The organism is Micromonospora sp. IBHARD004 (assembly GCF_052814115.1).
Genome location: NZ_CP199934.1, coordinates 2,808,119 through 2,829,298, shown reverse-complemented (window position 1 = coordinate 2,829,298; position 21,180 = coordinate 2,808,119). Strand labels below are relative to the sequence as shown.

18 protein-coding genes and 1 pseudogene are annotated in these 21,180 nt (G+C 69.1%); 4 read left to right on the top strand and 15 right to left on the bottom strand.

Going from position 1 to position 21,180, the window contains the following annotated elements; all coding sequences use genetic code 11:
* Positions 1-205: 205 nt before the first annotated feature.
* Complete coding sequence (locus tag ACTWO6_RS13720; RefSeq protein ID WP_446219995.1) at positions 206-559, top strand: hypothetical protein; 354 nt, start codon at positions 206-208, stop codon at positions 557-559.
* Positions 560-561: 2 nt separating this feature from the next.
* A complete protein-coding gene (locus ACTWO6_RS13715) occupies positions 562-1,215 on the top strand; it encodes a nucleotidyl transferase AbiEii/AbiGii toxin family protein (protein ID WP_446219994.1) in 654 nt (217 codons plus the stop codon).
* A 226-nt stretch (positions 1,216-1,441) separates the two neighbouring features.
* Here the strand turns inward: ACTWO6_RS13715 and ACTWO6_RS13710 are convergent, their stop codons facing one another.
* The 6 genes from ACTWO6_RS13710 to ACTWO6_RS13685 form a co-directional block, all read right to left on the bottom strand.
* Positions 1,442-2,719, bottom strand: coding sequence for a TIGR02679 family protein (locus ACTWO6_RS13710; RefSeq protein WP_446219993.1), 1,278 nt, complete (start codon positions 2,717-2,719; stop codon positions 1,442-1,444).
* Positions 2,716-6,876, bottom strand: a complete 4,161-nt coding sequence (locus ACTWO6_RS13705) for a TIGR02680 family protein (RefSeq protein ID WP_446219992.1) — start codon at positions 6,874-6,876, stop codon at positions 2,716-2,718. Before ACTWO6_RS13705 ends, ACTWO6_RS13710 begins: the two co-directional genes overlap by 4 nt.
* Positions 6,873-8,075, bottom strand: a complete 1,203-nt coding sequence (locus ACTWO6_RS13700; RefSeq protein ID WP_446219991.1) for a TIGR02678 family protein — start codon at positions 8,073-8,075, stop codon at positions 6,873-6,875. The genes ACTWO6_RS13705 and ACTWO6_RS13700 overlap by 4 nt, the downstream gene beginning before the upstream one ends.
* The gene (locus tag ACTWO6_RS13695; protein ID WP_446219990.1) at positions 8,072-9,619 is read right to left on the bottom strand and encodes a DUF2397 domain-containing protein; all 1,548 of its coding nucleotides are present in this window, start codon (positions 9,617-9,619) and stop codon (positions 8,072-8,074) included. The genes ACTWO6_RS13700 and ACTWO6_RS13695 overlap by 4 nt, the downstream gene beginning before the upstream one ends.
* 135 nt (positions 9,620-9,754) lie before the next feature.
* Entirely contained in the window at positions 9,755-10,780 is a 1,026-nt protein-coding gene (locus tag ACTWO6_RS13690; RefSeq protein ID WP_446219989.1) for a tyrosine-type recombinase/integrase, read from the bottom strand.
* Entirely contained in the window at positions 10,770-11,378 is a 609-nt protein-coding gene (locus tag ACTWO6_RS13685) for a hypothetical protein (RefSeq protein WP_446220881.1), read from the bottom strand. The genes ACTWO6_RS13690 and ACTWO6_RS13685 overlap by 11 nt, the downstream gene beginning before the upstream one ends.
* Between ACTWO6_RS13685 and ACTWO6_RS13680 the strand changes: the two are divergent.
* Positions 11,326-11,439 (top strand): annotated as a pseudogene (locus tag ACTWO6_RS13680) (mycothiol transferase); the annotation flags it as partial. The gene ACTWO6_RS13685 and the pseudogene ACTWO6_RS13680 overlap by 53 nt on opposite strands.
* A gap of 284 nt (positions 11,440-11,723) precedes the next feature.
* Positions 11,724-12,302: a suppressor of fused domain protein gene (locus ACTWO6_RS13675; protein ID WP_446219988.1), complete on the top strand. Its 579-nt coding sequence runs from the start codon at positions 11,724-11,726 to the stop codon at positions 12,300-12,302.
* 221 nt (positions 12,303-12,523) lie between these two features.
* On the opposite strand, the gene ACTWO6_RS13670 is transcribed toward ACTWO6_RS13675, so the two are convergent.
* From ACTWO6_RS13670 to ACTWO6_RS13630, 9 genes are all read right to left on the bottom strand, one after another.
* Positions 12,524-13,510, bottom strand: a complete 987-nt coding sequence (locus ACTWO6_RS13670; protein ID WP_446219987.1) for a tyrosine-type recombinase/integrase — start codon at positions 13,508-13,510, stop codon at positions 12,524-12,526.
* 41 nt (positions 13,511-13,551) lie between these two features.
* Positions 13,552-14,016 (bottom strand): hypothetical protein, encoded by a 465-nt coding sequence (locus ACTWO6_RS13665; RefSeq protein WP_446219985.1) that lies wholly within the window; start codon positions 14,014-14,016, stop codon positions 13,552-13,554.
* A 229-nt stretch (positions 14,017-14,245) separates the two neighbouring features.
* Positions 14,246-15,394, bottom strand: a complete 1,149-nt coding sequence (locus ACTWO6_RS13660) for a hypothetical protein (RefSeq protein ID WP_446219984.1) — start codon at positions 15,392-15,394, stop codon at positions 14,246-14,248.
* A gap of 90 nt (positions 15,395-15,484) precedes the next feature.
* The gene (locus ACTWO6_RS13655; RefSeq protein ID WP_446219983.1) at positions 15,485-16,444 is read right to left on the bottom strand and encodes a tyrosine-type recombinase/integrase; all 960 of its coding nucleotides are present in this window, start codon (positions 16,442-16,444) and stop codon (positions 15,485-15,487) included.
* Positions 16,445-17,110: 666 nt separating this feature from the next.
* Positions 17,111-17,851 carry an SDR family NAD(P)-dependent oxidoreductase gene (locus ACTWO6_RS13650; protein ID WP_446220653.1) on the bottom strand — a complete coding sequence of 247 codons (741 nt, stop codon included), beginning with the start codon at positions 17,849-17,851 and terminating at the stop codon, positions 17,111-17,113.
* Between the two features lie 151 nt (positions 17,852-18,002).
* A complete protein-coding gene (locus ACTWO6_RS13645; RefSeq protein ID WP_446219982.1) occupies positions 18,003-18,215 on the bottom strand; it encodes a hypothetical protein in 213 nt (70 codons plus the stop codon).
* A 142-nt stretch (positions 18,216-18,357) separates the two neighbouring features.
* Positions 18,358-19,209, bottom strand: a complete 852-nt coding sequence (locus tag ACTWO6_RS13640; RefSeq protein ID WP_446219981.1) for a fumarylacetoacetate hydrolase family protein — start codon at positions 19,207-19,209, stop codon at positions 18,358-18,360.
* Positions 19,209-20,261 carry a mannonate dehydratase gene (locus ACTWO6_RS13635; RefSeq protein WP_446219980.1) on the bottom strand — a complete coding sequence of 351 codons (1,053 nt, stop codon included), beginning with the start codon at positions 20,259-20,261 and terminating at the stop codon, positions 19,209-19,211. Before ACTWO6_RS13635 ends, ACTWO6_RS13640 begins: the two co-directional genes overlap by 1 nt.
* A complete protein-coding gene (locus ACTWO6_RS13630) occupies positions 20,258-21,160 on the bottom strand; it encodes an SMP-30/gluconolactonase/LRE family protein (protein ID WP_446219979.1) in 903 nt (300 codons plus the stop codon). Before ACTWO6_RS13630 ends, ACTWO6_RS13635 begins: the two co-directional genes overlap by 4 nt.
* Positions 21,161-21,180 lie beyond the last annotated feature (20 nt).

The window sequence follows — 21,180 nt, the reverse complement described above, 5'->3', positions numbered from 1 at the left end:
ACCGCCCACGCCGAAAGCCGCGCGCCCGAAGCCGAACCCACCGCGTGACGCCGCCTGTAGTGCGGGATCGGCAGGCGAGTGTTCGCCCTTCCAGCGATGACCATCGGGCCGCAGGGCCCATCGCAGGAGATTTTATGGCAGGCAGGTCGATGTCATGCCACCCGGCGACGCCGCTCAGACGTACGATCTGGATCAGGAGGTAGACATGTCCAGCGGCAATGGCGCACCGCCTGGTTCACGGTACGTGGACCAGCGGCACTTCGTGGTCGCCGCCGCCCTGTCCGACCTGCACGGTCCGGTTCGCGGTGTGGTGACACTCGACCGGTCGCTGGACTGGTCCGGCGACAGTACCTACGACCTGGACGACGCCGGCGATCTGCAGCTGATGTACCAGACCGTGCTGAACCAGGCCAATTCGATCGCGGACCTGTGCCGGTGGTTGCACGGCCCGACGCTGCGCCGCTTGTGGCCCAACTTGTGGCTCCCGGCCCGCCTGCGGGCGTTGTGGCAGGCACGCTTTCCCGAACTGACCACGCCACCCCAAACGCTGGCCGGATAGAAGTGGATGAGGTTCACTTCCGCCTGGCGGAGATCGGACTGCGGGTCGCTGCCCGCTACGGGTTCGCGCTGGCCGGCGGCTACGCCGTACAGGCCCACGGCATCCTGGACCGCCCGAGCGAGGACGTCGACCTGTTCACGGCGTGGGAGCGACGCGGCGAGTTCGCCGCAGCAGTGGACGCCGTGGTCGACGGCTACCGGGTCGGCGGGTATTCCGTCGAGGTGACGCAGCAGTTCGACACCTTCGCCCGACTCGCGGTCATCGATCCCGCTCACCCTGAGCATCCGTACAAGGTCGAGCTGGCGGCCAACTGGCGCGCGTTGCCGCCGGTGATGATGGACGTCGGGCCGGTGCTGCACGCCGACGACGTCGTCGCGGGCAAGATGTCCGCCCTGTACACGCGCGCCGAGCCCCGAGACTTCCTGGACATCGACGCGGCGCTCATGACCGGCCGCTACACCCGGGCGCAGCTGTGCGAGCTGGCCGAACAATCCGACGCGGGGTTCGACCGGCGCATCCTGGCAGACCTGTTCGGAATGCTGGAGCGCTACCCGGACCGCCGTTTCGCCGCCTACGGTGCCGGCCCCGCCCATATCAGCGAGATGCGCAAGCGCTTCGCGCAATGGCGGGAAGAACTCATCGCCAATTCGTCCTAGCGCTCGCCGAGAGCACACCCCCAACCGGTCAGCCGGACATCCACGTCGACGAACGAGCACACCTGCGATAGGGCGAATCGCGGCACGACTGGCCCCGCCCATGACGACGACAAGCTGCCGTAGGCGGTCGCATCACCTCCTGAGCGAGGGCGGCCCCGACACCGACGGCAGCCGAAGGAACCTGCCACTCTCCCTGCGGTGATCGGCGTTCAGGGCGTTCTTCGTTTCATCGGAGGTCAGCCAGGAGGTTGGGCAGGACGAATTCTTCGTGGACTGCCACGCCCTGCTCCGCCATGACAGGCCCCAGCCGAGGATCCCAGGGGGTCAACGACGGATTGCCCGTGAGAGCGACGACATGATCGTCATCGAGCCTTTCAACGGCCGCCAGGTAGTCATCGGCGAACATCTGCCACGGTTCAGCCCCGAGGCCCATAACGCGGGCGGCGATGGCAACCCCAGGCCAGTCGAAGTCGCCGTGGTACCGGAGGGTACTGCCCTGGTGAACCATTGTTCGTATCAGTCGGGTTCCGACGATCGCAGGATTGCCAGACAAGCACAGTAGCGGCATCTCGGAACGCGTACGGGCCGCAGCCTGCAATACCTGCGGATTCTCACAGACGGAGATGACCTGTCCCCGCGGCGCCAGCGATGCGGGACCCGCTACATCGAGTTCATGCAGTGTCAGGTGAGTCACGAGTCCCAGGTCCGCCCGGTCTCGCATCATACGCGACCAACCGTCCGTACCCGGTGGACGGATCTGCCACGCAAGAACTGTTCCGGACAGCGAGTCGGTAGCAACCCGCAGCGCTTTCCAGAGCTCCCTGCGGTCGGCCGCGGTCTCCGGGGCCGGCCGCTCAAGAGCATGAGCCGCGGCTCGCAACAGCACGCCAGCAGCCAGCGTGGTCTCGTCGAAGCCGTGCGCGGTGCCGGTAACCTCACTGGCCAAAGCGCCGAGCTCGCGGATGGACTGCGGTCCCTCGGCTCCGTTCAGCAGGATCCCGAGTCCCGCCACGGCGTGGGAGAGGGCGCGGTCGGCGGCATCGGTCCCGGCTCGGGTGAGAATGCCCGAGCGACGCAGGCTGTCGATCCAGTCCGCGACCCACGGCGCATCAGCCAGCCCGGCCTCGGCCAGGGACGAATCCAGCCGCCGCCACACTTCAGCCCATTCCGCCTGGATGCTGTCGCGGGCGCCAGCGCGGTCGAGGACCGGGCGACCGTCGAGGATCTCGATCACGGAGACCAAACCTCGGCCACCGACGGAGCCACGCAGCGCCGCATCCAGGTCGGCCAGACTGATCCGACGCCGGGCTCCCGCGGCGACGGTGCGTCCGAGCAGCCCGGAAAGTCGATCCGCACCGACCTGGTCGAGGTTGACGGAGACGGTACCGGTCGGCTGCAGACGGTTGCGTTCCAAGCGGGCGCGGACGGCCTGCCACATCGGCGCCAAGTGGGGCGTTGCCAGGTACTCGCGCAGCTCAGGCGGGAGCGCATCAGGGCCGTTCATGCGGCGCGTAGGAAGTGTCGGGTACGCCCGTCCCAGTGCACGTGCGCGGTGGCGGCTGGTGTCCCCTCTTCGCGGCAAATCTCGTAAATGTCGAGCGAGGGCACTTGGGGAACGCAGCCCCAGAGCGCGTGCCCTGTCATGGCGAAGTCGACGTCGAGGCGGACGAGCAGGCCTAGCAGCTCCGCGATGGTTTGCTCGTCCACCTTGGCGAACGCGTCGTCGAGCAGGATGAGCCGCAGCGCCGTGTCGGTGTTCTCGAGGCCGGACAAGTAGGCGTCGACCGCCGCGAACAGGGTCACGTACGACACGAAACGGGTTTCGCCTTGGGAGAGTTTCGCCCGCCGACTGATCCGTCGTTCCCTGCCCTCTTCTGGACCGGTGATGATGACCTCGACGGTGTGCCAGGCGCGGTAGTCCAAGGCGGCGCGCAGGTGGACCGCGTACCCGGCGGTCGGGTCTTTGGTCGCCTCGGCCGCGACCCTGCTGGACAGCAGATCCGTGAGTTCGGTGTCCTGCGCGGCGGTACGCACAGCGGCGGCGGTGCTGACGAGGGTTTTGATCCGCACGATGTCGCTGCCCGCCTCCTCAGCCAATTTCCAGGTGAGGCGGACGCCGATACCGTGGCTAGTTCGGATGGACTTGAGGCTGGCGTTCATCGCGGTGATGAGAGTGGTCGCCTGGCCGAGTCGGCGACGCAGTTCCTCCCCTACTTCGCCGAGGACGAACCGGTGGAAGACCTGGTGCTCGCGTTCGGTGAGGGCGGCGCGACCGACCTCGCACTGCCGCTCGATCTCCATCGCGGCGAGGGCCAGCGGTCGGCGGCCGTCGGCGTCGATCAGCTCGAACAGCCGGATGCCAGCCACCACGGTCGCGGCAACGTCGTAGCTGCCGGAGATCTCGCGTTCGAAGGCCTGCTGGGCGCGGAACAGGGCGTTCTCGTCGGATCGGCCCGCGCGCAGCGCCGCAGCGACGGCGGCGGACTCAGCCGCGACCGCTTCCGGCGCGAGGTTGGTGAAGACGCCACCGGGGGCGGCAGTGAACGCCGTGTCGACGATGCCGGGCTGGTTGAGTTGATCCAGCACCGCGGTCACGCGCCGTCCCAATCCGGTACGGCGTTCGCCGGCTCGCGTCGCCGCTGTCTCGGCTTCCGATCCGGCGGTTCCCGCGTCGCGGCTGAGGTTCTGCAGGGCGACCGTGCCTTCCCGAATGGCGTTCCTGATCTTCCTGAGCTGGGTTTCCGCGTCCATGACCTGGCGCTGCACCTCGGCAGCGGCGATACCGACCGCCTCGGTCAGAGCGCGCAACCGCGTCTCGTCGTTCTGCCAGCTCTGCCAAGCTGCGGCCGCGTGTTTCTCGGCTTCGACCCGCCTGCTGGCCAACTTGGTGACGGCCGTGACCGAGTCCGCGTACCGCTGTATGAATTGCGCGACGTCTTTCGCTTCCTCGGTGACCGTGGCGCAATTGTCCGCGGCGGACCGTGCGGCCTCCTGCAGCGCACGCAACGAGTCTTCGTCGGCCGGAAGGCCGAACTCTGCACAGGCGAGGCGGTGCTCGCGGTCCTTCTCGGCCCAGGCTCGGGAGAGCCGGTCGGCCGTGGCTCGAAACCGTACGGCGTCACCTGCCGTCCGAGTGGCCTGTCGAGCCCTTTCCTGGGCCAGGGTCCGCGCCTGCGTCAGCGCCGCGGACCGGGGGGCGGTGCGGTGGTGATCACGGAGAGCGGTCCGGCGGGATTGCAGGTCGACGCGTTCGGCCTGCCGAAGCGCGGCTTCGTCGGCGAGCCGTTTCAGGTCGCACTCGATGTCGAACAGCCGTGCGGCGCGCGCTGCTGCCCGTGCCGCCGCCCCGATGTGCCGCGCCGCAGGTACGGTGTGCCGGCCGCGAAGGGCACCGTTCCCCCAGCTACCGTCGCCGCCGATCCAGGTGGTGACGGTGGGGTCGTCCAGCCCGATCCGGTCCAGGACAGCCTGAACCGCCACAGCCGGCAGCGGACTGGCCCGGTCGACGACGAGCACGGTAGACAGCGGTACGGGGACCCGCTCCCGTGCCGTTGTCAGAAGCAGGTGGCCGGTGGTGGCGACGAGCCGGCCGGTGCTGTCCACGGTCGCGGTGAGCAGCCCCGAGGCCAGAAGGCCTGCCTCGAGACCGGCGCGCAGGTCCGCGTCGGCTGCCTCGGCGAAGTCCAGGCATCGCCACAACGGCACGCCGTCGGTGCCGGTAACCCAGGTGGGCGCCTCGGGTTCCGGGTCGTGCTCGGCCAAGAGCCTGGCCTGCTCGGCCGTGAGCGCATCAGCCTGCTGCTGTGCCAGATGGTCGGCGTCGCGGAGGCGCTCCAGTGCTCGGTCCACGTGCGCGGTGGCGTCGGTGACGGCGTCGTCAGCCGCCCCGTCCAGCTCTTGCAGGTCGGCCACGTCCGTTCCCTCACCGCAGAGCGCCGTCCGATCGGTGATGATTCGGCGAAGGGCCGGAACCGATGCCCAGTTGACGGGCCCGAGGAGTTCAGCTGTGGTGTGGCTCTCGATCCAACTCCGCCACCGGTCGACGAGGGCGAGAGCCGCATCGTCACGATCCTCGGCGGCCTGCTCGGCGTCGGAGGTGGCCTCCGTGGCCCGCTCCTCAACTTCGGATGCATTGTCGGCAGCCTGGTCCGCCTCTCGCCGCTGCTCCTTCAGGGAGCGTGCTTCGATCGCACGGTTGCTCGCCTGCGCGGCACGGGTGCGCGCGAGCTGTCCGGTCCGCTGTGCGGCGTCCGTCAAAAAATTCAAGTTCGCCGGTTCCAGTGCGAGAACGTCGGGAACCGGCGTGTCGAGGATGTCCGGCTCGGCAAGGCGCGAGGTCCGTACCGTACGAGGGGTGCCTGGTCCCGGCCGCCGGTCGGCACGCACCTCGGTGGGCAGCTCGTGATCGGTGATGCCGGCCGTAGCCAACCGTTTTCGGGTGTCCCGGAGCGTGGCGGAGATCCGGCCGGCGGCCCGCTCGACATCGCCGGCCAAGATGGCCGTGTCGGCAACGCGCCGCTCCTCCTCGCGGCGCGCTCCGTCTGCGGCCTTCAGCGCTGTGTCGGCTTCGCCGGCGCGGGCGTTCACCACCGCGCCGAGTTGCCCCAGTTCTTGTCCGCTGCGGTAGTCGTCGGAGTCGCGCAACCCGTCCAGGCGTGCTTCGAGGCCTTCGGCCTGCTGGTTTCGTTCCTCCAGGCGCAGCGTGTCAGCGGCGAGCTGTTCCTCGAGCTGAGCGGCGCGGTTCGCGCGCTCGCGCGCGTCGTCCGCGGCCCGCCGCGCTTCCTCGGCGTCGAAGCGCAGGTCCCGCAGGGAGGTGGCGAGCACTCCGGTGACGAATTTTCGGTACGCGTCGAGGAACGTCCGCACCTGATCGCGGGCGGCCTCTAGCCGTTGCTGGTCCTCCCGGGTGCTGGTGAGCCCGTCGAGCTGCTGACCCGCGTCGGTCAAGGCCTCCTCGGACAGCGGCGGCAACGCGTCGGCCAAGATCGCCGGCAGGCGCCCCTCCTCGATGCGGTTGCCGACATCCGGGGAACGCAAGGTGTGCAGCAACTTGGTCAGGCCATCGAACCGCTCACGGCCGAGCTGCCCAGTAAGCCCGAACACTTCGGCGCGTACCCGTTCGCGGTGTTTCTCGGCGACGTCGGTGATGCGTTCCTCGGTGACGAGGTCGGCAAGGTCCCGTCGCGACAGCGGCTGACGATCGGCGCCCAGCAAGCGCAGCTCCGCCCCGACGCGCAGCGGCGTGGTGAAGTACCAGACCTTCGCTTCCTTGGTGCTGACTGCGAAACGGACCAGCGCCCCCAGGGTGAGGAACCGCGTGACCGGATCGCCGAACTCCGCGGATTCTTCATCGCAGCGCAGCTCCAACCACATGTAGCCGAGGCGGTTGGTCTGCTCGCCGGCGCCCGCACTCATCAGGTCCTCCATCTTGACCGACGAGCCCGTACCCATGTTGCGCCGATCCGCGTCCAGCAGGAACGGCAGCAGCATCTCCAAGGCACGGGACTTGCCGGATCCGTTCGAGCCGCGCAGGATCAACCGGCCGCCGGAGATGTCAAAGGTGTTCTCGTAGTAATGCCACACGTTGACGAAGCCGGCACGCGACAACCGCCATCGGTACGGATACTGCCGCAGAGGGGTCCGGTCGAACAGGTCGGTCATGGCATCTCCAGTTCGAGCTGGTCGGCGAGGCGGCGCGCAGCGCGGGTCGACGGTGCGGATTGAGGGCGCGGCCGGTAACGGGCAGCAGCGGGATGGACGACGATTCCCTCGGAAGTCGGCCGGGCAAGCCCCATGTCGGTGAGGACCGCGATGGCTTCATCGCGCAGTCCGATCGTCTCGCCCCAGGCTTTGGCGTGTCGGTTTGTCAGCGACGCAAGGGTCGCCTCGATCTCAGACCACTTCACCGCCAACCCCGGGACCGCCCGTCCGTCGTCGAGGGTCGCGCTCGCGCCGGCGGTCGGCGTACGGGCATCGATGAGCTCCCCGAGAAGCAGCAACGCGGCCTGCTTGACCCGGCCGCTGCCGGGGAACGTGACGTCGGTCAGGCTGCCGGCCGTGTCGTAGGCAAGGGCGCCCTCGGCCCGGACCTCGAGCGTGAGGCCGAAGTTGTCCGCCAGCACCCGGGTCAGTTCGGTGCGTTCGCGCGACAACACATCTCGCTCGGCGTCGGTGAGGTCCTCACGGCGTACGAGAGGGTTCTCGACCAGCTTGCGTCGCAGGGACCGGCGCGGCTGGTCGGCGGCCTGCGGGTCCTCGGCCAGCAGGTCGTCGACATGCTCCATGCCCGACAGCGGCCGCGCGAGAAGGTGTGGCAGTGCCGCCCGGTGCAGCGTCAGCAGGGCCTCGTCGCGGCGTTCGCCCCAGCCACCGGCCGTCCCGTCGGTTTCCGACAGCACGCCCCAGCCGATCAAATGACCGATCGCGGTCACCAACGCCCGGCGTTCCGGCAGCGTGTCCCCGATCCGGACGCCGATGGTGGCCGCGTCGGACCGCACCTGCTCGATAAGGGCCGAGATGAGGATCTGCTCCCCTGTGCCCGGTGCCAGCAAGGCGGCGCACAACAACGCCAAATGGGTGTACGTAACGGGGGTGAAGGCGCTGCCGTCGGCGCGGCGCGCGGGGCGTGCGGGTCCGTCCGCGCTGATGGGCCCCTTGGTGAGACGCGCAAACGTCGACTCGACAACGAGGTGGTAGCCCAGGGTGGTCTTGAACACGCTGCGCAGAGCCGGGGCATGCAGGCGTACGAGGGAAAGCTCCTCGGCGTGAGCGGCGGTCAGCAAAGGGCGAGCCAGCAGAGCCCTGGCCGCATCCTGCCGTTCCCGGGCCGACTGCGAAGCCGTGCCGGTGGCGCCGCTCATGCCGGGACCGCCAGGCCGCCGCCGGCCGCGTGCAGGCGTTGAGCGACCAGGGCGACGTCATGGATGGTGACGGTGCCATCGTCGCCCGTCACCACGGTGACCTGCCCACGGGCAGGCGTCATCCGAAGCAGTAGGTCGAGATCGGCATCGCTGTCCTCGGCTGCCATGCCGCCCGCGACGACGGCGACGATCAAGCGCGACAGCTTGTCGAGCAGCAGGTCCCGGGCGGCACGGCTCAGCCGGCTGCGATGCAGGGCGCCCACGGCGATGAGCTCGGCCGCGGCAGCCCGCCGGGCTTCGTTGCGTCGCCGCGCCTGTTCCAGCAGGTGCTGGGCGTCGGCTCCCGGATCCGGGACTCGGGAGCTGCGGCCCCGGGCCGACCGGTCACCTCGCTCGCGCAGCGACACCGGTACGTCCACCGGCACGGCGTCCCACCACGATACGGTCGGCCCGGCGGCCACATCCGATTCCTCCGGCCCAATCAGTAGATGGCGCGCCGGATAGGCGCCGAACGCGGCGTCGTACAGGCGGTGCGCGGTCTCACTGTCCGCGGTGTGGAACCAGCCAGCGAGCTTGAGCAAATCGGCGCGCCGGGACAGGCCGGTGCCGGAGGCGGTCAACATCCGGCGGGCGTTGGTGATGAGTTGTCCCAGGGCTTGCCGCGCGGCGGCGCGCAGCTGGTCAGGCCCGGAGCGCGCGTCGCCAGCGCCGTACCAGGACGCAAGCTGCTCCCACTCGTCGCGCGTACGACCGGGCAGGCGCTCAACGTCCGTGCCCATGCCTTCGATGACCAGCACCGGCAGGTTGTCCAGCACGCTGTCGATCAGCTCGACCACCCACAGGAGCCGCTGCCGGATGAGCGGGGCGTTACGGTTGACGTCGGCGCCGATGAGATCGACGTAGTCGAGCAGCAGGCTTTTGAACTGGGCATATTCTTGATCGGCAAGGTCGTAGCGGGTGAGCACGCCCGCCAGGTAGGCGTAGAAGTCGGTGACCGACTCGGTAAAGACTCGATGGTCGGTGAAGACGCTGGTCACCGCGCCGGCGAGTGCCTCGCTGTCGACGGCTCGCCGGGTGTTCGCCACCTGGTCCAAGATCTGTTGCAGGCTGTCGACAATGCGCGCGAGCAGTTCACGCGCCACCTCACGCGCGCCGTCGACAGTTCGCAAGATCTCCTCGGCCTCGCGGTGAAGGCGCCCGCCCAGCTTCGAGACCTGGTATCGCGACCGAGACCGGTGATAGGCAGCGACGGTGGGCACGCGGGTCTCGCGAACCGAGCGGACCAGGTTGCCCCACTCCACCAGCTGCCGGCACCGGCCCTCCACCGTGTCGGGCTCGAGGACGGTGCCCTGCTCCGCCAACTGCGAAGCGATCTCGACGGCAGAGAGGTCGGCGAGCAAGGTTCCGGTGATGACCCGCATGATGGCGATGTAGTCGTCTGCCACCTCGGCAGTCAGGTACGTAAATAGGGCGCGTTGAGTCGATGTGTCGCGCGCGACCCGATGGTCCGAGGCCACCGGCTCGCCGGTCTCCTGATCGGTCATCGTCCTCCCCAGTACGGAGTGACTGCACTTGGCCCCGACGGTAGCGGAGGGTTCTGACATCCTCGTTTGCCGAACCAGTCGATCGAGCAGCCCTGAATATTTGGTGGCGGTACTGGCTTGGTGGTCCAGCAGGCATCACGGACCAGCGCGGTCTTCGGTGGTGGCGAGCGGGTGTGGTTGGCCGGTCATGGCGGCCAGCGCGGCAGCCACCGCGTGCAGGTCGGCCTTGATGTACGTGGTGGTGGCCGGCCCGGTGGAGTCGGTGTGCCCGGCGTAGGCGCGGGCGATGCCGTAGCCGAAGTGCCGCTCGACCCAGGTCAGGGTGGTGTGGCGCAGCCAATGGGTGGATATGCCCTGGGCAGCCACCCATGGCAACTGCTCGCCGATGCGTTTCCACAGGTGGTCGTAGCGGCGGCTGGTGATCGCCCGCCCGTTGCGGTAGCGCAGCAGAAGGTCGGTGGGCAAGACCGCGCCCCGGGTGTGTGCGTGTTCATCGAGGTGGGCGGCGAGGTCGAGGGTGATCGGCTGCCAGCGCAGGGTGGCACCCTTCTCGGTCAGCCGTACGAGCCCGCGGTCGGTGTCCAGGTCGGCCAGCCGTAGTCCGAGCGCGCCGCCGCGGCGGCAGGCGGTCTCGGTGTGCAGGCGCAGCAGCAGCGCGTCGAGGATGACGTCGTTGCCGCTGGTGCGAGCGGCGACGTTGATCTGTTCGAGCTCGTCGGGGGTCAGCGCGCGGCGGGTGCTCGGTAGTCGGCGGGGCTTGACCACCCGGTGGGCGGGACTGGCGGCGGCGTCGATCAGCCCGTCGGCGATGGCCCGGTTGTAGATGGCGCGGGCGGCGGCGATGACGTGCTCGCCGGCGTGGCGGCCGCTGCGGCTGTTACGCCGTGACCGGGCGGTCGCGGCGATCTGTCGTTGCATGGCCTCGATGTCGCTGGCGGCGACCGCGTCCAAGGGGCGCTCACCCCACGCGGCGGCCATGCGGTTCCAGTAGGTGCCATACGTGCGGCGGGCACCCGGCCCGGCTGCCGCGACGACGTGGGGCAGGTACTCGGCGAAAGTCGGCAGGCTCGGACCGGGCTCGGCCTGCAGATCGGCGAGGGTGACGCCCAGATGGGCCAGCAGTTGCCGGGCGGCGGCGACACGGGCGGGATCAGCCGACACGACGGCCTCCAATCACCTGGGCGTGCAGGTCGGCCAGCAGCCGCGCGACGGTACTGGCCGGATGGATCACCAGCAGGTCATGGGCGACCAGAGCGGCGAGCAGCAGCGGCTGCCCACGCGCGATCGCGCACATCTGGCGCGCGCTGGCCGGTAGTGGAAGCTCCCCTCGGCTGCCCACCACGTGCTGCCCCGCCCGCGCCGACGCGATCACCAGCATCTGGTCCTGCGCGTTGATGGCGATGCGGTGGCCCGGGCCCCAGTGCAGCGCGCGCAGCAGACCGCGTTCGGTCACCCGGCCGGAGCGGTCCGGGCGAGCCATACCGATCAGGATCTCGTCCGGCGACAGATCTGTCGGCGGGCGTGGTGCGGGCAGCGCCGGCATCGGCGCCGGGCGGGGTCGCGGTCGGTCGGAAAGCGGGACCGGAATGAGCGCGCCGATGAGCTGCTCACGGTCGCGGCGGCGAGTTGGTGTCATGGCCGGTCCAACCGGCAACACCCAGCTGCGCGCCAGGGCCCACGTGCGCCTCACCGCGCAGCCGGTCGTTGACGCGCCTCGTACGCTTCGCTGGGTGCTCGCCCACATGACGAGCGAGACCATCCGGCATGCCGGTCACGCCGACATCCTGCGAGAGCTAATCGACGGTGCCACCGGCCGGTAGGAGATCGCGACTCGGAGCCGTACCCCATCCGGTGCAACGCAGCCTCGTCGAGCACTCGGAGACCACCAACGGCCCGAAGGGTCGGCAAGGTGACGGTGAGGAACGCACGGATCTAGCCGCGATCCGCGCGCTACGCGGCGTCACGAAGTGCTGACTCGGCCGGCATGCACACCCGCCGAGAACAGTGCACTTGCGATGATCAACGGTTGGAGCTGGCGCGGGGCCAACACATGGTGACTGGGGGGCGGAGCTTTCGTCGTTGCCCGATCGGGGATTATCACCGAGTGGCTGGGTTGATTGAACACCTGGAGTCGTTCCTCGGGCTCATCGCGGGTGGAAGCCGAGGCGACGATACGACGCCGGCGGGCGTTCAGGTGGCGTGGTTTGGCCCTGACGTCCCGTTCGGCGGGGTCACGACCCTGGTGACCGTCGGGCTATCGCGGCGTCATCTCAACCTGCCGATTGACGGGGCCGTGCACCAAGAGTTGGTGATGCACGTTCCAACCGATGACTACCCGGCTCGGGCGGCCGGGCTGTTGTTCCAGGTGGCCGGCGAGATGGTGCGCCGTAGGGCCGGCTTGCCGCATGGGCAGGTGATTGGTCCGCGCGGGCCCCTCTACCCGGGCAGTCAGACCACAGCCATGGTCGCGATCAGCCCGAGATATTTGCCGGAGTCCTTTGCCGTCTGTCACACCGAAACCGCGCCGGTGGTCTTGACGTGGTTGGTTCCAATCACCACCGGTGAAGCTGAGGTGATCCAGAAGTCCGGGTGGGGGACGCTGGAGCAGGCGTTCGACGCTCAGGATCCGGACCTGGCTGACCCCGGTCGGGCAGAAGTGGCGCTGGATCGGTTGAACTCGTAGGCCTCAGTTGGCGGGCGATCGAGTATCCGGATCTGCCGCAGACAACGAGCGGACCGTCGCCTGGCCCATCACTGCCAGTAACGACGTCGGTTGGCGGGAGTCTCTACTGCGGCTGATTTGTAACGGCCAGCCAATCTCCCCAACGGCGGCCAGATGGTTCCCCTCAAGGCACGGTGGCCTCCCTCGGCCCTGTCGATGGAGGCCACCAGGTGATCCATCGTCTAGGCTTCCACGGCGAGTGGATGGTCCTCGCTGGTCAGACCGGCCAAAGCCACCGCGACCTCGTGCAACGTCGCCCGCACATAGGTGGCTGTCGAGCCGCTCCCACTGCCGCCGTCGGTGTGGCCGGCGTAGGCGCGGGCGACGGCATGGCCGTAGGTGCGCTCCACCCAGGTCAGGGTGGTGTGCCGCAGCCAGTGTGTACTGATCTGCTGGGTGTGCACCCATCGCAGATGCTGCCCGATCCGCGCCCACAGATGGTCGTAACGCCGGTAGGTCAGCGGCCGACCATTGCGGTAGCGCAGCAGACTGCCGTTGCGGTCGCCGTCGCCCCGCTCGGCGTGATGCGCCAGCAGGTGCCGCATCAAAGTCGGGGAGACCGGCTGCCAACGGGACGTGCCGCCCTTCTCCCGCAAGAAGACCAGACATTGGTCGGTATCCAGATCCCGCGGGCGCAGCGCCAGCGCCCCGGCACGACGGCAGGCCGTCTCGGTGTGCAGCCGGATCAGCAAACTGTCCAGACCCGGGTCATCCCCCGTGCTGGCCGCCACCTCGTTGATCTCCGCCAGGCGGACGTCGCCGATCGCTCGCCGGGTGCTGGGCAGCCGGCGTGGCTTGTCCACCTTCAACGCCGGGTTGTCGGCCGCATCCAGGTACCCGGCGGCCACCGCCCGCCGGTACAGGCAGCGCAGCGCGGCCACCAGATGTTCGGCAGCCGATCGGCCGCCCCGGTTGTTGCGTCGCGCCACCACATTGGCCTGCACCTGGGCGCGCAACTGCTCGATCTCAGACGGTCGGGGTTCGTCGATACGCCGATCCCCCCATGCCTGGACCACCCGATTCCAGTACGAACCGTACGCCCGACGAGTACCCGGCGACACCGCAGCGGCCACCACCGGCACGTACTCGGCGAACGTCGGGGCCAGCGGACGGGCCGGCCGCACCTCCAGCAGATCGGCCGGAGAGATGCCCATCCGCTCCAGCAGCAACCGGGCCGCCTCCAACTCCGCCCGGCCAGCGACGGTCTGACTCACGCCGCCTCACCCCCCGCCACGGCGGCGTGCACATCAGCCAGCAGCCGGTCGAGCACCGCAAGGGGATAGGCCACCAGCACGCCAGCGGCAGGGGCGGCAGCAAGCAGAACGCGGTCCCCGGCCGTCAGCCGGCACCACCGGCGCACCGCCAACGGCAGATGCAGGTGACCACGATCGCCTACGCAGTGGACACCATCGACTGCCGGCCGGGCCACGATGATTCCCGCCTGCTCGCGTATGTCCAGCCGGGTCCCCGGCCCCCAGCCAAGCACCCGGACGATACTGCGATCGGCGACGCGGCCGCTCTTGTCCACAGCGCTCAACGCGTAGACGGCGTCGGTCGCTCGCGGGGATCCGGATTCCAACGCCGGTACGGGAAGCGGCCGTCGACTCCGACCCACCGGACCAGCACCGCCAGGGACCACCTTGGGGATCACCGGCGGCACGAACGAGGCGGTCACCACGACCACCCCCGCCCCGGCACGGCGGTCGCCCGCAGAGACGCCAGAGGGTAGATGAGGTGTTCAAGCGCGCTTGAACACGAACACGTGAAACAGCGCATAGATGCGGAAAATCTGTGTCCGAGGGGGGACTTGAACACCGGTTGCCCAGGCGATGGCCCCGTGTCATTGCCGGTGGCCGATCGTTCTAGCACTCCGGCAAGTCCGCCTGCCTCGCCCGGCCGGGACATCAATCGCGATCTTCCAGATTGAGCCGGCGCCGCTCAGCGAATGCTCGGGCGCGCACCTCGTTGCGGAACGCGGTGTCGATCTCGTCCTGCAGTTTGTCATCGGACACGTCGTCCTCCGGACCAGCGGGCCGCTCGGCGTACTCCTGGTAGACAAGCCAACAGCCGCGAATTCCGGCCAGAAGATCTTCCAGCATGTCGCGGGCGGGACGACCAGGGTCCAGAGTGGTCAACCGAATCGTCATGAGCTCGGTGTCCGCCTCGGGGTCGTTCCCCTCGTACCGTTCGGCCTTCTCGTCAGCCTCTTCGAGCTTGTCCCGTATGTCATCAACGTCGGGCGCCTCACCCTCGGCGACGGCCATGGCGTAACGGATCATGCCGGTCACCGCGTCTGTTGGCGACAGACCGATCTCCATCAGCTCCAGCACTGCGGCGGGCGTTGCGTGCGGAAGTGCCTCGATGTCGTCCGCTTCCACCACAATCTCGGTCACGGCGGTTCCCGATATCTCCGACGCCACTTCGGCGGCCGCCAGCAGCCAGTGCGCGGCTGCAACGCACGCCGAGGTCGGGTCGAGGTTAAGAAACAGCTCGTCCGCGCCGAGCGGGTCGTCCGTCAGAATCTGGTTCGCGGCGGCGACCTGGACTGGCGAGGCGTCTTGTCGCGTGAGTTGCACGGCCTGCGCCGAGCGTCCCGACAGGTTTCCCAGTTCGGCACGCTCAACCGCCGCAATCTCGGCCTCCACATCGGCGACCACGGCAGCAGTAAGAACCGCGTCCGCAGCCGCGTGCAGGCAACGGCCCACTCGATGGGCGTACTCCTCCACAGGGTCGTACGAGACCATCAGCAAGCCATCACCGTCGGGCACGTTCGGCTTGCTGATGTTTGCGGTCACCGAGGCGAACTCGTTCCGAGTCTGCTCTCGCCGCCACCCTTCCGTGTTGATCTCCAGGCTGTCGGCGGCGCTCGCCGGGTGCGTGTAGCAGCGCCAGAGCGCCTCGGACAGGCCCGACAACTCGGCCGCCAGCGCCAGTCGCTGTCGCCGCGGGATGCTCGCCGCCAGCGGCGCGACCCGAATCGCAACAGACCCGTAGCCGGTGTCCCAGGTCGCCACCAGCTCACTGCGAGTCTCGTCGATCGCGTACCGCGTCATCGCCACCCCTCCCCGACAGCCCGCCGCAGCCTACCGGTGACGACGCGATCACGCACGGCCCTGCCGGCGTGATCGCGTCAACCAGCCGACCTACACGCGCTCCCCGATACCCAGTCGCGCCTGCGTCTCCTGCGCCCGCTCGGCCGCCGCGCTCGCGCCGTAGTGACGGGGCATGTCCTCCGATGTCCAGCCCAGCAGGAGCATCAGGTCACCGGTGTCGCCGCCGGCGCGCTTCCATTCGTGGGCGAAGCTGTGCCGCCACCGGTGCGCGTGCACGTCCGCCACCCCGGCTGCTTTGCCAAGCCGCTTGAGGAGGATCTTGATGCCGTTCGGAGTCAAGGGTGCGGTACCTCGTTCCGCCAGCCACAGGTTCGGCAGGGCAGCGCCCTTGTGCTTGTCCCGGGCCCGCAGATACCGGCTCAGCGCCCGAGCGGTCTTGGGCCCGAACCGTACCCGTCGGTCCTTGGCGCCCTTGCCGTGGAAGCGCACCGACTCCGTGTTGAGGTCCACGTCGGCGACCAGGAGGTTGCCAACCTCGGACAGCCGGGCACCGGTGTTGCAGTACAGCCGAATCAGCGCCTCGTCCCGCAGGTTGGCGAAGCCCTTGCCCTTGCACGCGTCGAGGAGCTTGCCAGTGTCCTCGTCGCGCAGAACCGGGATCAGTTTCCGGGGTGTCTTCGGCTGCCGCACCCGTTCCATCGGCGACCGGTCGATGGCCTGCTCGTCGACGAGCAACCACTTGAAGAACTGCTGCAGCCCCTTGTGCTTGTTCAGCGCGGTCGACGCGGACCTGGTGTCGATCATCCAGGCCTGGAACGCCTCCACGTGCGCCCGGGTCACCGCGCACGGATCGTCGGCGGCGTCATCGGCGTCCGGATCCGGCGAATACTCCCCCAGATACCGACCCAACTGCGCGGCAGCGAGGAGGTAGTTGTAGCGGGTGGTCTGCGGGTAGTTCCCGGCCCGCAGCGACCGGTCCCAGTCCCGCAGGAACCCGGCCCAGGTCCGGGACAGTCCGACGGTGAGCTTTTGAAGATCGAGGAGTGGCATGACAACCTGCCCGAGTCAAGGAGTCCAACAGCGGCGTGCTAGACCAGGCATCCATGCCAAGCAATGGAAAGAGGGCTCCCGCAAGTCGCTGACCTGCGGAAGCCCTCTCGCTGTCGGGACGGCCGGATTCGAACCGACGACCCCTTGTTACCAACCGTAGCCACCCCGACCTTGTCATTGACTGTCAGAAATAGGCGCTGAGCTGCACAGACACGATCAAGCAATGATCGCTTCTTGTCACTGGTTGTCAACCACAGGCGGGGGTTTTCGGGGGGTAAATGGGGGCAGGCCGACAGGACGTCGCCAGGGTCCCACCGCGCCCCGCTCCCCCACCATCGGGACCTCCCGTCACCAAGAGAACGACGTGCTCTTACCCATCGCGACCCGCCTACCGCAGGCATGGGGGTTCGTGTCGGTGGGGGGACACGAACCGAAACCCCACGCCCGCTCGTCCTGACCAGCGAGTTCCTACTCGGCCGCGAGGGATGAGTGGTGTAGGCCCGGCCGGGTCCGCCGCCTCGCCGAGCGGGACCGCCTCCAGCCAGACCCGCACCGGCCCGACCGAGGCCAGATCGGCCGAGCGCGGGACCACCGCGGCCGCGCCGAGACCGCCAACCCACGCTTTGCTAAACGCCGCTCGCGAGCAGACACCCTTGCCCTCGTCCATCACCTCGGGAGGCGTAGCCCGTGCATGCCGCCGTCGACGGCCAACGCGGAGCCGGTCGTGGCAGCGGCCGCCGGCGACGCCAGGTAGTGCACCGCGTCGGCCACCTCCTCGGCCGTGACAAGCCGGCCCGTCGGCTGCCGCGCCTCCAGCCGGCGCCGCTCCCCGTCTGGGTCTGCGGACGTGGCGAGCAGCCGGGCGACCCACGGGGTGTCGACAGTGCCGGGGCACACGCAGTTGACGCGGATGCCGTCGCCGATCAGGTCGGCGGCCATGGCCAGCGTCATCGCGTGTACGGCGCCCTTGGTCGCCGAGTACAGGACCCGGTTGGGCAGGCCTGCCCACGCGACGACCGAGGAAATGTTCACGATGGCCGCATGGGCGCTGCGGCGCAGGTACGGCAGGGCCGCCCGGCTGACCCGGGCGACCCCGACGACGTTGATGTCGAGCACCCGATGCCATTCGGCGTCGTCGTTGGCTTCGACACCGCCAACGGCGCTGACGCCCGCGTTGTTGACCACGATGTCCACGCCGCCGAACGCCGCGTTGACTAGGGCGAGCGCCGCCTCGACAGACGCGGCGTCGGCCACGTCGGCGTGCACGGGCAGCACTCGGTCGTCGGTCCGGTCGCCCGCGGTCAGGTCCAGCGCGGCCACCCGCGCGCCGGCATCCACGCACCGGCGCACGCACGCGGCGCCGATGCCCGATGCGCCGCCGGTGACAACCGCCACCAGACCGTCCATTGTGCTCACCTACTGGCCTCCTATCGTTGGTTGGGCGAGGTGTCGGTCATCGCCACGCGGCGTCATATGGATCTCGAAGCGGTCGAACGCCTCGGAGATGATCGCGGCGAAGCATTCGGGCGCGGTCGGCGCGACGTAGTGACCGTCGCCATCACCACCGCGTCGACGAAAGGTCGCGCAGGCCCTCGATGCGCCTGCGCAGCCCGACGCCCGCCGGCTGGTGTGCGGACCGGTACGTTGCGGGCAGCGGCGAGCAGCAGGCTGCCGCGATTTCGTTTACTCCGCCGACCCGGCAGGCGTCGATCTGCACGACGTCGCTGACTTCGGCGTGCAGCAGCGGTTTGACAATCACCTGGCTGGCCATGTGTTCGCCAGTGGCCAACCCCGGTCGGGCGGGCGCCCGGCGGGTGAGCATCCGGGTCGGGGTTCCTCGCGTCCGACCCGTCGACCTCTGCGGAGGCGAGGAAACGCAGGCGACGAGGTGGTTCGCGGCGAGCGCATCGTGCTCACGCCCGCCGGCAGGTGTTGGTTTGCCGACCCAGGCCGGCCACCTCGACCTCGACGACATCACCCGGGCGTAAGTAGCCGAAGCGGCCCGACAGCGCCACCCCCTGCGGCGTCCCGGTGTTGATCACATCGCCTGGCTCCAGCACGGTGAACTGGGACAGGTGCCACACCAGGTGCGCCACCCCGAACACCATGTCCTTTGTGGAGGAATCCTGGCGCGGCTCGCCGTTGACCCAGCTGCGCAGCGGAAGGTCCTGCGGGTCGCCGACCTCGTCGGGGGTGACTAGCCACGGTCCGAGCGGGTTGAACGTCTCGCAGCTCTTGCCCTTGGACCATTGCCCGCCGGAGCGGTCAAGCTGGAATTCCCGCTCGGACACGTCGTTCGATGTGGCATACCCGGCCACGCAGGTCAGCGCATCATCGAGTGTGTCGAGATAGCGGGCGCGAGCACCGATCACAACGGCCAGCTCCACCTCCCAGTCGGTTCGCGTCGAACCGCGCGGGATCACCACATCGTCGTACGGCCCCACAACGGTGTTGGGTGCCTTGTAGAAGATGACCGGCTCGGCTGGAGGGGCGGCGCCGGACTCAGCCGCGTGCGCGGCGTAGTTCATACCGATGCACAGCACGACGCCCGGCCGCGCCACGGGAGCTCCGACACGCAGGCCGGAGACGTCCACCTCCCGCAGCCGGCCCGACTGGTAGGCGGCGCGAACCCGCGCCACACCGCCCGTGGCGAAGAACCTGCTGTCCAGGTCCGCCGTAATCGGCGTCAAGTCATGGTGCCGGCCGTCCTCACCGACGAGCACCGGGCGTTCGTGGCCGGCCGGGCCCACCCGCATCAGCTTCATCAGCTCTCCCGTCCGCCGCGCACCCGTCCGCAGGCGGTGAGGATGCCCTGAAGGTAGCCGATCGCGTGAGCCCGCCCGCGGCTGCAATAGCCGGCGGAGGAGGTATCGCCCCACGTGTCGAGATCGTCGGACATCGCCGGGGTATGGTCATCGATAATAAAGCCGTCAAAGCCGACCGACGCGAGCCGGGCCATCACCGCGGCCGGGTCCAGGTTCCCCTCGCCGAGGAAACACTCCGTGAATGCGGGCACGGTGCCCTTCACGTCGCGAAAGTGCACGTAGCTGATCGCGTTCGCACGACCAAAGAAGTCAATCACCTCGTCGACGCTGCGGTGTCCGTCTATCTCGGACACCGTGCCAAGGCAGAGGTTGAGGCCCCACGCCGGGCTGCCGTTGGCCCGCCGGTGGCCCTCCTTGAGGGCGGCCGGGGTGGTGAAGATGCGCGCGGCGCCACCGAGCGGGGCGTCGACCGGCGGGTCGTCGGGGTGCAGGGCGAGCCGCATGCCGGCCTCTTCGGCGACTGGTAGCACGGCATCGAGAAAGTACTGGTAGTTGGCCCACATCTGCTCGGCGGTGATCGGCGGTTCGATCGGTTCGCTGGGTGTCAGCTTGTAGCTTGCCAGGGCGTTGCCGGCGCCAACGTCGGCGAGGTCGAACGCGGTGACGCGGGCGCCGCCCCGGCCGACGGCCCGCATGTCGGTACGCCACACGTAGGTCGTGATGAAGTGGTAGCCGAGCAGGAAGATCCCGGCCCGGGCCATGTTACGGATCGTGCGCTGGTAGTTTTCGATCTGCTCGTCCCGACCTGCTGCCCCGCGCTGGATCTTGTCGAATTGGGCTGCCGGGACGTTCTCCAGCCCCTCGATGGTCAGGCCGTCGCGTGCGCAGCGGTCCTGTAGCGCCCGCAGGTCTGGATAGGTCCAGTAGCCGGCGTCACTCGGGAGGTTGCTGGGGGCGTGCAGTTGCACGCTGGTCAAGCCGAGCTGTCGGGCGAACGCGGCGGTGCGGTCGTCGTAGGTGTCGATGTGGCCGAGGGCGATGCGCATGCTCATAGCCGTGTCCCTTTGTCGCGGAACGGGCCCAACGGGAGCCCGGTTGCCCCGGTTTCGATGGCGGACAGGTGCCAGCGGCCGAGGTTGGCCGCGATCAGGGTGCTGCCGAGGAATGCCACGTTGGTGGGGTGGCACAACTTGTGGGCGCCCGGGTCCCGCGCCAGGACCGACACGGCGCCGCCGGGGGCGACGACCAGGATCTGGCTGGGCTCGTAGCAGGCGACGTAGAGGTTGCCGTCGGTGTCCAGCGCAAGCCCGTCGGGCAGCGCCTCGCCCAGCCGCGCGAGGATGCGTCGCGCACCGGGCGCACCGTCGGCGGTGATGTCGATCGCCGTGACGCGGTGACCCCAGGTCTCGGCCACGTACAGGGTGCGGCCGTCCGCGGACAGGGCCAGCCCGTTGGCGAAGTCGAACGGCCCGGGATGCCACAGCACGTCACCGCCGTCCGGCTCGAGCCGGGCGATGCCCGGGCCGGGTACGTGCGGCGTGCCGCTGTCGGACACGTAAAGTCGCCCGGCCGTGTCGAACACCGGAAAGTTGGGGTTGACGAAGCGGTGGCCCGGCACGCCGTCAGCGAACGTGTCGACCTGGCCAGTGACCGTGTCCAACCGCATCACCGCCGCGTGGGCCGCGTCGCACACGAAGACGTGTCCCGCGGCGTCCAACGCCAGGCCGAGACAGAACCCGCCCGTCGACGCGACCTGCTCAAACCGGCCGTCTGCCAGGCGGTAGATCTGGCCTTGCTCGCCGCCGCACCACACCGTCCCGTCCGGGGCTACTGCCACACCCTCCGCGTGGTCCAACCGCGGTTCGGTGAACAGACCGTCGAAATAGATGCGTATGTCAGTGGTCATGACTCCCGCCCCGAAGGTGTTGGAGGTCCGGCTCGACCCAGCCACCGGCTCGTCTACTGTCAGTT

What these genes read in the sequence shown, in the direction of transcription:
- ACTWO6_RS13720 (WP_446219995.1), top strand. Translation starts at nt 206, where the DNA reads ATGTCCAGCGGCAATGGCGCACCGCCTGGTTCACGGTACGTGGACCAG.
- ACTWO6_RS13660 (WP_446219984.1), bottom strand. Translation starts at nt 15,394, where the DNA reads ATGACGCGGTACGCGATCGACGAGACTCGCAGTGAGCTGGTGGCGACC.
- ACTWO6_RS13635 (WP_446219980.1), bottom strand. Translation starts at nt 20,261, where the DNA reads ATGAGCATGCGCATCGCCCTCGGCCACATCGACACCTACGACGACCGC.
- ACTWO6_RS13685 (WP_446220881.1), bottom strand. Translation starts at nt 11,378, where the DNA reads ATGGTCTCGCTCGTCATGTGGGCGAGCACCCAGCGAAGCGTACGAGGC.
- ACTWO6_RS13640 (WP_446219981.1), bottom strand. Translation starts at nt 19,209, where the DNA reads ATGAAGCTGATGCGGGTGGGCCCGGCCGGCCACGAACGCCCGGTGCTC.
- ACTWO6_RS13645 (WP_446219982.1), bottom strand. Translation starts at nt 18,215, where the DNA reads ATGGCCAGCCAGGTGATTGTCAAACCGCTGCTGCACGCCGAAGTCAGC.
- ACTWO6_RS13710 (WP_446219993.1), bottom strand. Translation starts at nt 2,719, where the DNA reads ATGAACGGCCCTGATGCGCTCCCGCCTGAGCTGCGCGAGTACCTGGCA.
- ACTWO6_RS13650 (WP_446220653.1), bottom strand. Translation starts at nt 17,851, where the DNA reads ATGGACGGTCTGGTGGCGGTTGTCACCGGCGGCGCATCGGGCATCGGC.
- ACTWO6_RS13695 (WP_446219990.1), bottom strand. Translation starts at nt 9,619, where the DNA reads ATGACCGATCAGGAGACCGGCGAGCCGGTGGCCTCGGACCATCGGGTC.
- ACTWO6_RS13655 (WP_446219983.1), bottom strand. Translation starts at nt 16,444, where the DNA reads ATGCCACTCCTCGATCTTCAAAAGCTCACCGTCGGACTGTCCCGGACC.
- ACTWO6_RS13700 (WP_446219991.1), bottom strand. Translation starts at nt 8,075, where the DNA reads ATGAGCGGCGCCACCGGCACGGCTTCGCAGTCGGCCCGGGAACGGCAG.
- ACTWO6_RS13705 (WP_446219992.1), bottom strand. Translation starts at nt 6,876, where the DNA reads ATGACCGACCTGTTCGACCGGACCCCTCTGCGGCAGTATCCGTACCGA.